Source organism: Halomonas sp. ATBC28 (assembly GCF_005937175.1).
GTDB classification, from domain to species: Bacteria; Pseudomonadota; Gammaproteobacteria; order Pseudomonadales; family Halomonadaceae; genus Vreelandella; species Vreelandella titanicae.
Genome location: NZ_VCQL01000195.1, coordinates 1 through 392 on the forward strand (window position 1 = coordinate 1; position 392 = coordinate 392).

Genomic DNA, 392 nt, shown 5'->3' on the forward strand with positions numbered 1-392 from the left:
GCACGGTGGTGCACAGGCAGAAATGATTGCCAGTGCACCCGAAGAGATTCGCGATCTGTTCAGTAAACGTATCAAGTTGATGGCCCCGTTATTAAAAGCCTGGAAAGGTGCGCTGAAGGCAGAAAACGCTGTCGATTTTTCGGGCCTTATTCACCAGGCGATTGTGATTCTGGAGAAAGGTCGCTTTATCAGCCCGTGGAAGCATATTCTGGTTGATGAATTTCAGGATATCTCGCCGCAGCGTGCAGCGTTGTTAGCGGCATTACGCAAGCAAAATAGTCAAACGACGTTGTTCGCTGTTGGTGATGACTGGCAGGCGATTTACCGATTCAGCGGGGCGCAAATGTCGCTCACCACGGCTTTCCATGAAAACTTTGGTGAAGGTGATCGCT

General features: G+C 50.3%; 1 protein-coding gene. It reads left to right on the plus strand.

From position 1 onward, the window contains the following. Window positions 1–392 (plus strand): UvrD-helicase domain-containing protein (locus E0L35_RS26010; protein ID WP_171051252.1); only part of this gene is annotated, 392 nt, incomplete at both ends.